9 protein-coding genes and 1 pseudogene are annotated in these 8,329 nt (G+C 69.3%); 2 read left to right on the forward strand and 8 right to left on the reverse strand.

Going from position 1 to position 8,329, the window contains the following annotated elements; genetic code table 11:
• The 3 genes from D7V97_RS36275 to D7V97_RS36285 form a co-directional block, all read right to left on the reverse strand.
• On the reverse strand, nucleotides 1-764 hold a 764-nt coding region (locus D7V97_RS36275; RefSeq protein WP_147445119.1), incomplete at its 3' end, for a potassium-transporting ATPase subunit KdpA.
• Entirely contained in the window at nucleotides 764-853 is a 90-nt protein-coding gene (kdpF, locus tag D7V97_RS36280; RefSeq protein WP_120615194.1) for a K(+)-transporting ATPase subunit F, read from the reverse strand. The genes D7V97_RS36275 and kdpF, both read right to left, overlap by 1 nt.
• A gap of 21 nt (nucleotides 854-874) precedes the next feature.
• Entirely contained in the window at nucleotides 875-1,972 is a 1,098-nt protein-coding gene (locus D7V97_RS36285) for a porin (RefSeq protein WP_120615195.1), read from the reverse strand.
• 183 nt (nucleotides 1,973-2,155) lie between these two features.
• Between D7V97_RS36285 and D7V97_RS36290 the strand changes: the two genes are divergently transcribed.
• Nucleotides 2,156-3,463 carry a Fic family protein gene (locus D7V97_RS36290; protein ID WP_147445120.1) on the forward strand — a complete coding sequence of 436 codons (1,308 nt, stop codon included), beginning with the start codon at nucleotides 2,156-2,158 and terminating at the stop codon, nucleotides 3,461-3,463.
• A gap of 42 nt (nucleotides 3,464-3,505) precedes the next feature.
• Here the strand turns inward: D7V97_RS36290 and D7V97_RS36295 are convergent, their stop codons facing one another.
• The 3 genes and pseudogenes from D7V97_RS36295 to D7V97_RS46870 form a co-directional block, all read right to left on the reverse strand.
• Nucleotides 3,506-3,865 carry a hypothetical protein gene (locus D7V97_RS36295; RefSeq protein WP_120615200.1) on the reverse strand — a complete coding sequence of 120 codons (360 nt, stop codon included), beginning with the start codon at nucleotides 3,863-3,865 and terminating at the stop codon, nucleotides 3,506-3,508.
• A 155-nt stretch (nucleotides 3,866-4,020) separates the two neighbouring features.
• The gene (locus D7V97_RS46865; RefSeq protein ID WP_368668989.1) at nucleotides 4,021-4,146 is read right to left on the reverse strand and encodes a hypothetical protein; all 126 of its coding nucleotides are present in this window, start codon (nucleotides 4,144-4,146) and stop codon (nucleotides 4,021-4,023) included.
• A 303-nt stretch (nucleotides 4,147-4,449) separates the two neighbouring features.
• A pseudogene (locus D7V97_RS46870) lies at nucleotides 4,450-4,824 on the reverse strand (DUF2381 family protein); the annotation flags it as partial.
• On the opposite strand from D7V97_RS46870, the gene D7V97_RS46875 reads away from it, so the two are divergent.
• Complete coding sequence (locus D7V97_RS46875; protein ID WP_368668988.1) at nucleotides 4,720-4,989, forward strand: GH25 family lysozyme; 270 nt, start codon at nucleotides 4,720-4,722, stop codon at nucleotides 4,987-4,989. The pseudogene D7V97_RS46870 and the gene D7V97_RS46875 sit on opposite strands and share 105 nt — an antisense overlap.
• Here the strand turns inward: D7V97_RS46875 and D7V97_RS36315 are convergent.
• Nucleotides 4,953-5,846, reverse strand: a complete 894-nt coding sequence (locus tag D7V97_RS36315) for an RNA polymerase subunit sigma-70 (protein ID WP_120615198.1) — start codon at nucleotides 5,844-5,846, stop codon at nucleotides 4,953-4,955. The genes D7V97_RS46875 and D7V97_RS36315 overlap by 37 nt on opposite strands.
• Complete coding sequence (locus tag D7V97_RS46695; RefSeq protein ID WP_120615199.1) at nucleotides 5,843-8,266, reverse strand: protein kinase family protein; 2,424 nt, start codon at nucleotides 8,264-8,266, stop codon at nucleotides 5,843-5,845. The genes D7V97_RS36315 and D7V97_RS46695 overlap by 4 nt, the downstream gene beginning before the upstream one ends.
• Nucleotides 8,267-8,329: the final 63 nt, after the last annotated feature.

Below are 8,329 nucleotides of genomic sequence, written 5' to 3' on the forward strand. Positions count from 1 at the left end.
GGGTTTTCGAAGGGGTGGGCGCTGTTGGCGTTGAAGAAGCCGCCTCCGTTGGTGCCCAGCATCTTGATGGCCTCCTGCGAGGCCACCGGCCCGAATGCGAGCGTCTGCTTCACGCCCTCCACGGTCGTCACCTCGTGGTACGGCGCGAGGTTCTGGAGCACGCCCTGTGACACGAAGAACAGGGCCGCGACGAAGCTCAGGGGCAGGAGCACGTAGAGCGTGCCGCGCACCAGGTCCACCCAGAAGTTGCCCAGCGTCTTGCGGCCTTCCGGACCGGGGCGGCGGGTGAGGCCGCGCGCCAGGGCCAGCGCGACGCCCAGGCCCGCGGCGGCGGAGACGAAGTTCTGCCACGTCAAACCCACCATCTGGGTGGCGTAGCTCATGGTGGATTCACCGGCGTAGGACTGCCAGTTGGTGTTGGCGACGAAGCTGGCGGCGGTGTTGAAGGCGAGCTCCGGACCGACGGCCGGCAGGCCCTGGGGGTTGAAGGGGAGGACGTGCTGGAGGCGCTGGAGCACGTAGAGGATGAGGACGCCCAGCAGGCTGAAGGCGAGCAGGGCGACGGTGTACTGGCCCCACGTCTGCTCGCGCTCGCGGTCCACGCCGCCCAGGCGCAGGAGGGCGCGCTCAACGGGGCCGAGCAGGCGTGGAAGAGGTTGGGTGTCGGCCTCGAAGACGCGGAAGAGGTAGCTGCCGACGGGCTTCGTCAGCGCGAGGACGAGGGCGAAGAACAGCAGGGTCTGCAGCCAGCCGGTGATGGTCATCAGAAGCGCTCCGGCCGGAGCAGGGCGTAGACGAGGTAGACGGACAGCAGGACCGCGAGCGCGGTCCCAGCGACGTATTCGAAGGTCATGGTTCAGCTCCGTTCGGAAGGTCAGAAGTAGGCGACCGCTCCGACGACGAGCAGGGTCTGGTCTGGGCGCAGTCGCGGTAGGCCGTCCGCGTCGGTGTCCTGACTGTCGAAGACAGCCTGGGTCGAGTGGTCGTAGCGGGCCTCGGCCTTGAGGGTGAGGTGTTCGGCGGGCTTCAGTTCCAGCGTGAGCGTGCCCTCGGAGAGCGTCTGCGCGGTGCCACTCAGGAGCCCATCCCGGTCGCGGTACACCTCCGCGCGCGCGACCACGGCCACGGGCCGGGCGACCTGCACGCGCACGTTGGCGCCGGCCGCGTACCAGAGCGCGGCGCTCGTCCCGGGGCGTGCCTGCCGGCCGGCGTCCGCGGTGGCGGAGACGCTCACGGCATCGGTGAGCTTGAGGGTGGCGACGGTGTCGACGAAGAGACGCAGGGCCTCCGCGTCACCGGAGCCCTCGTTGCCCACGAAGGTGTTGAGGGCCGCGGACAGGCGGTCCCCGGCATAGGCGACCTGGGTGCCCAGGGCCTTGCCGGTGTTGTTCTCACCAATGGTCTGCCAGCCATTGAGCAGGTGCAGCTGCGCGCTCCAGCGGTCATTGAAGCGCCAGGTGCCCTTGAGGCCGGTCTGGTAGTAGGGGGAGAACTCCCCCATCCACGAGCGCGTGTACGTCCAGTTGAGCTGGGATTGGAAGGACTCCAGCCCGATGTGGCTGGGGAAGATGCCGGCCTCCAGGGTGAGGGGGCCTTCGGCGAAGGACAGCGACGCCTGTTGCACGTAGCGCCAGACGTCGGGGCCGGTGGCGTCGCCCTCGGGTTCAGCGCGGTGGAGGACGTCCATGCCGGTGCCGAAGCCGAGCAGCACGTGCACGCCCACGGGCTCCGGGGTGACGCTCACGCCCAGCGAGGCGAGGTTGACGGTGGCCTCGTCATGCCGCCGGGCGGTGGTGCCGGTGCCTGGCAGGAAGTTGGTGGCGCTGGCGGGGCGGTTGAAGTTGTAGCCGTAGTAGGCGTCCACGCCCCCTTCCACCTGGAGGCGGGAGAGGACGGTGGGCGCGGGCTCCACGGGGGCGGCCTGGGCCAGCAGGACGTGGGGCAACAGCGGGGTCAAAGGGAAGGTGGGCATGATGGCGTCCCCTTCCCTTGAGCATCCGCCGTACCGTCACGGGCCGCCGGCCACCCCAGTCATTCCAGCCGCTTGGAGGACACGGGTTCAGGCCCGGATTGCAAGGTGCACGAACAGGCCTGCGGGAGCCCTGCGGCGTGAAACGTGGCGGAGGCGGGCGGGCGATTACAGTGGGAGGAGGAGGTGGTCGTCGTGCATCCGTACCGGTGGAGCGAGGGCATTGAGCCGAGGCTGCGGCAGGCGACCGAGCGGATGCGCCAGTTGCGCAGCGCCGTGATGCCGCCTGCGGCGGTGCAGAGCCTGCGGCACTGGTTCCGGGTCCATCACACGTACCACTCGAATGCGATCGAGGGGAACCGGCTAACCCTGCCCGAGACGCGCGCGGTGCTGGAGGACGGCATCACCATCGCGGGCAAGTCGATGAAGGACCACCTGGAGGCGGTGAACCTGGCGCAGGCGCTCGACTTCATCCAGGAGCTGGCGCGGAAGGAGACGGTGCTGGGCGAGCGGGACGTGCGCGAGATGCACGGCATCGTCCTGCGCGGCATCGAGCCGGAGAACGCGGGCGCCTATCGTCGCATCAACGTGCGGATCAGCGGCACCGAGCATGTGCCCCCGGAAGCCATCCATGTGCCTGAGTCGATGCGCACGTTTGGTGAGTGGCTGGCCGGAGTGAAGTCGGAGCACCCGATTGTCATCTCCGCCATCGCGCACGCGTGGTTCGAGACCATTCACCCCTTCGTGGATGGGAACGGCCGGACGGGGAGGCTGCTCGCCAACCTGCTGCTGATGCGGGAGCACTACCCGGCCATCGTCCTGCGCGTGCAGGAGCGTGCGCGGTACTACGCCGCGCTTGATGCCTCCCATTCGGGGGACCTCACCGCGATGGTGGAGCTGACGCTCGACTGCGTGGAGCAGAGCTTCGTGGAGTACGAGCGGGCGGCCCGTGAAGTCAGTGAAGTCCGCGAGCCCGCCATCAACTATCTAGCGAACGAGCTGAGCAGGTCACGGGCAGCGACATCCGCCCAGTTCAGCCAGTGGTACGAGGCCGTCCGTGTGCTTCATGAAGCGCTCAGGGATTTCGCCCATCAGCTGACGGGGAGGTTTCCCGAGGGCAATCCACCGCGTCTTGAGGTGACCGGCCTGACCGTCCTGACGGAACGCGAGTGGGTTAGCCTTCAGAATGAGCCCTATTGGCTCTTCGGCATCCAGGGCGAAAGCCATGGCAGTCGCATGGAGATCCTATTCCGCGCAGTTCCTCCGGGAGCGGGCGTCGGGGGATGGAACATAGGGAGCCCTGGCATTCAGCCGGCGATTCCTTTGACGAATGTCGCTCCCTTGGAGCGGATCATCGAAGTGGTTCCGACAGCGCATTCCTTCAGCGTCTTGCGCGAAGGTACCAGCGGCGAAGTCGAGTCTGATGTTTCCGCGCTCAGGCTCGCGACGGAAATCTGGGACCAGGCCATCAAGCACCATCTCCTGCCGCGGTGATCCGTCCATCCGCCGATGGGCGGATCGCCACCGGCACTGGCTTCAGGGCTGGCTGGATACGGACTCGTCGCAATCCGAGCCGGTACACTTGCCGGAGCAGGTCACCTGGCCGGGATACGAAAGCAGCGTGGCGCACTGGGTGCCGCCGGTGCAGGTGACGAGATCCCTGCACACCGACGCCTCATCCACGCAACGCGCCTTCGTGGTCCCCTCCAGCTTGAAGGCAAAACAGCCCAGGCCCTGCGGACACTGGGGCAGGTCCACGCCGCACTCCTGCGCGACGTCCAATGACTGCCCATCCCGCAGCGCGAGCCGCCCCTGCTTGTCGCCCGCTTCGTCCGAACCACAGGCCGTGAAGGCCATGACCGTCAGGCAACATCCCACCCGCTTCATCCAGCGCATTGCGGCTCCTTCATCGGAAGGTGTGACGGAGCACGGCGCACAGCAAGGCGCGGACCAGAGGGGCCCTCCCAGCGATTCCGCGCCCTTGCTCTGGAAAGAGGCCCACACGTCTCGCAGAAATCTGAGGCAGTGACGGATCCCTTGAGGCTTACGCGCTACCGGAACTCGTCCACGATGTAGACGTCGGCGCGCGGTGAATCGAGGATCGCCGTTCCCGGCTTGGACTCCGGCCGCTTGCGCAACTGGCCGAAGCCGAGCCTCGCCACGGCGCAGATGGGCACCCTGTCTCCCCCGCGTGCAAGTACCGCATGACCTCCAGCGCCTTCTCCGGGCACTTCTCCGACATGGGCATGCCATCCGCGTGACGGCGGACGTCGCCCGGCGTCGCCGCACACCCTGGCATCAGAACCAGCAGGCCCATGCAGCCCATGAGCGCGTATCGGCGGGAAGTCATGGGGCGTTCCTACTTCCCGAGCAATGTCGGGTCCAACCGAACAATCGCCTGCACGAACCCGTCCTGCCGGTACATCTCCAGACGCTCCTGGCTCGATCACCGCCGCCGAGGAGCGGACCGCGATGGCCCGTTCCCTCGAATCCGAAGTCCCCACGAGGCGGACGGACTTCATGCTCCAGGAGCGCGCCGCATGGAGGTTCTTCACCCGGAACACGACCGCGGCTTTGCCCTTGCCGCGAAAGACAGTGCCCTCCAAAGCCGCGTCGTCATCACGCCCAGAGAAATGCTCCACGCTCTTGAAGGGCGTCTGGGACTCAGCCTCCGCTGTCAGCAGGGCCGCCAACGCGTGGGCTTCGGAGGACTCTTCCTTTTCACGGCGAACTGGTCGGCCTCTCGGGGAATGCTCCCTCGCGGCGGATATCACTTCTTCCACGCCACAGCCCGCGCGGACGGCACGAGGGCGCAGGCTGACCACTTCATCCGGACGCTCACCGTCGCGACCCACGACGCCGAGCTGCCGCCGATGGTCGATGTCGAGTCGCTACCGGCCGGGGTGACCGCGGCGCAGGCGGTTGCGTCCTTGCAGTTCTTCCTGTCCATCGTCGAGCAGGGGCTCGGGCGCCGCCCCCAGGCTCAGCCCAGCATCCGGTGGAGGCTGATGTCCAGCTGACTGCGCACCAGCCCCAGGAGGCTCTCCATCGCAAGGGCGTCTGGCTTCAGCCGGGTGGCCAGCTCCGCATGGACGCGCTCGAGCAACTGCTCGCGGGCCTGGGCGACCTTGCGCGCCACGCCGGAGCGGGAGTCGCCATACATCAGCGCGAGCCGGTCCATGGTGAAACCATGCAAGTGGTGCAGGCGCAGCAGGGCGCGCTCTCGCTCGGAAAGCACTGCCACCACCTTCTGGAGCACGTCGACGAGGAACTGGCGCGCGTCCTCCCGGAGCAGCTCGTGCTCCGGGTTGCCCGAGGCCAGCATCCGCGCGAAGGCCTCCGGCGGCTCGGTGACGAGGACTTCGCGCCCGTTGCGCTCCACCAGCTCGCCCGCGATGCGCGCGGCGGTGATGCCCACCCACGTCAGCAGCGGTCCCCTCCCCCCGTAGCTCCCAATCCGGGGAGGTGCTTCCCCGCGGCCCACCAGCAGCCGCTCGCGAAGCGTCTGCAACACCTCCTCCACCATGCTCGGTGACACGGCCCCGAGCCGGGCGGGGATGTGCCGGAGGATGTGCTGCTCGAAGGCACGCAGGGCCGAGGGCTCCCCGGTGGCACAGGCGCACGCGAGGTACAGGTCGGCACCGTGGAGGATGCACAGCACCTCCGCGGCCTTCCCCACGGGCAGGTGCCGGGACAGGTGCCGCACGAAGGCCTCGGCCGAAAGCGGCAACGTGGGCCACGCGGTCCGGGCCGCCTCGACGTGCTTGCACAGCAGCGACTCGAGCTCCACCAGGGCCTCCAGCTCCGCGCGCTGATTCCGTGGCAGGTGCTCCCGCAGCAGCGCCGCCAGGGCGTCTGGCTTCCGTTCCTCGCTCATGGCTCTCCCTCACGCCGCTGCCAGGCCAGCACCTTCTGGAGCCCCGGCCGGCCCCGGACTCCCACGGACTCCAGCCGCGTCCGGGCCTCCTCGGCCATCGCGAGCGCACGCGCCCGGTCCGGCGAGGAGCGCGTTTCCACGAGCGCCCGGGCCAGCACGAAGGCGGTCTTGCCAGCGATCAACGGGTCTCCGTGTTCGCTCCTTTGGGTGAGTGTGCGCCAGGCGCGCTCGAGCAGTGGTACGGCCTTGTCCGCGGCGCCCAGCGCCAGATACGCCGCTCCGACACAGGTCAGGGCGTTGGCACCGTCCTCGGACTCCTGGCTCTGGACCTTCTCGGTGAGCTTCCGCGCACGCTCGCAGTACTCGAGCGCCTCCTTCGGAGCCTTGCTTGCCAGGGCCACCTCGGCCAGCGGGAGCAGCACCGACATCGCGCCCGCTCCCCCCGAGCCTTGCGATTTCTCCATCCGCTTCAGCGCGTCCAGCAGATCGCGCCGTGCCTCGGGATGGTGGCCCAGGAACAGGTGCGCATACCCCCGCATCAGCAGGGGCAGGGTGGCGCGCGGTGTGTCCGGGCCCATCGAACGCTGGATACGCTCCAGGGCCTCGGTGGTGAGCTCGAGCGCCTTGTCGTGCTGGCCTGCGTCGCCGTACAGCATCGCTTGCTCCACGAGCACCTGGACGACCGTGAAGTGGTCGGGTCCACGGGCGCCCTCGAAGAGGGTGCGCGCCCGCTCGAGCAGGGGCCGCGCCTCCTCCAGCCGGCCCTCGACGCGCGAGACCCCGGCAAGGTTCAAGAGCAGGGTCGCGAGGACGGTGTTCTCCGGGACGGGAGCCGCCTCCTGGAGGGCCAGGGCTTTGCGCCAGATGCCGACAGCCTCGGCGTTCCGGCCCATGCCTTTGTAGGCCAGGCCGACCTTGTTGTAGGAGACAACGAGGGCCGCGTTGTCGAGGCCCAGCAGGCGCTTGCGCAGCTCGAGGGCCTGGAGGTGGAGTTCCAGCGACTCCTCGAAGTGGCGCTGGCTCATGCGGATCCGGCCGAGCTGATGGAGGAGGTTGGCCGTGCGGAGGCTGTCCGGGCCATTCCTCCTGCGAGAGAACTCCAGGCCCTGGAGCGCCTCCTGCTCCGCCTCGGCGAGACGGCCTTGCTGATCCCGCAGCGAGGCCAGGCGGTGGTGCAGTTCCGTCGTGATGTCCGGGAAGCGCTCGCGCCCCAGCCGCTCGACGGCGGCCTGCGCATGCCGGATGAGCTTCTCCGCGTCCGCGGGGCGGGACAGCGCCTCGCCCACCACCCAGATGAGCTCCAGCCATGCACGCGCCAGGGTCTCGTCATCACGCCCGGCCTCGGCGGCCCACACGGCCTGGAGGAGGGCCTCCTCCGCTTCCTTCGGTTTGTCGTTCTCCCCGAGGAGCTCGCCGTGGGCCAGGAACACCTCCGCTTCCAGTGGCCTGTAGTCGATCCCCTTCAGCTCTTCGAGGAGGGCTGACGTCACCACGAGGCCGTCGGTGAACCGGCGCGCCACGAGGTGGGCCCGGGCCTGCGCCAGCTTGTGCCGTGCCGCGTCCACCCGGGGGCGGAGGTCGTCGGGCGGCTGAGGCCGACTGGAGAGCCCGGGCGAGTCCCGGCATCCGGCGAGCCCCTCGAGGGAGGCCGTCAGTTGGGGCGCGTTCTGCACCGTCAGCGCATCCGCCTTCTCCAGCACCTCGGTGGTGGCGGCGAGCTGCCAGAGTCGCGTATCGAGGCACGCGGCCGTCTGCCAGGCGGTGTTGTCCGAGGTGTCACGGCCCGCGGCCAGGCAGGACTCGGTGCGCAGCGTGCGCCACTGGTTGGAGTAGGCATCCAACGCCGCCGAGACCCGCTCCCAGGCCTGCGCGGCGGAGGGCGCGCCTGTGGCGAGGAAGGCCGCACGCACGCGCTCGCGCCGCGCGGGGCTCCAGGCCGCAGCCAGCTTCTCCACCTCCTGCTCGCAGCGTGCCTCGCGCCGCTGCGTCACCCCGTAGGCCGCGAGCGCCCCCAGCAGGCCCGTCACCGTCGCCGTGGCCACCACCCACGTGCGCATCCTCCGGGCCGGCGGAGTGAGGGCCGCCAGCAGGGGCTCCATGGAGGCAAAGCGCTCCGCGGGCTCGGCTCGCAGCCCCCGCAGCACCGCGCGCTTCACCCAGGCGGGGACCTGCACCTCGCGCTCGGGCGGACGCACCCGCCCCGCCAGCACCGCCTGGGCCAGCTCCCTCAGCGTCTCTCCCTGGAAGGGATGCACGCCGTAGAGCGCCTCGTAGAGCGCCACGCAGAAGCTGAATTCGTCCGAGCGCGCGTCGGCGCGCTGGCCCCGCAGCAGCTCCGGCGCGAGATAGGCGGGCGTGCCCAGCACGGAGCCCGTCCGGGTCAGCCGTCCCATGGGGAGGACCGAAGCTTCGGGGCTCATTGGCGCAGCGGGGGCCTCCTCCTGGTCTGTCTCTTATACACATCTGACGCTGCCGACGAACTC

It is taken from the genome of Corallococcus sp. CA053C (genome assembly GCF_003611675.1).
Taxonomy (GTDB): Bacteria; Myxococcota; Myxococcia; order Myxococcales; family Myxococcaceae; genus Corallococcus.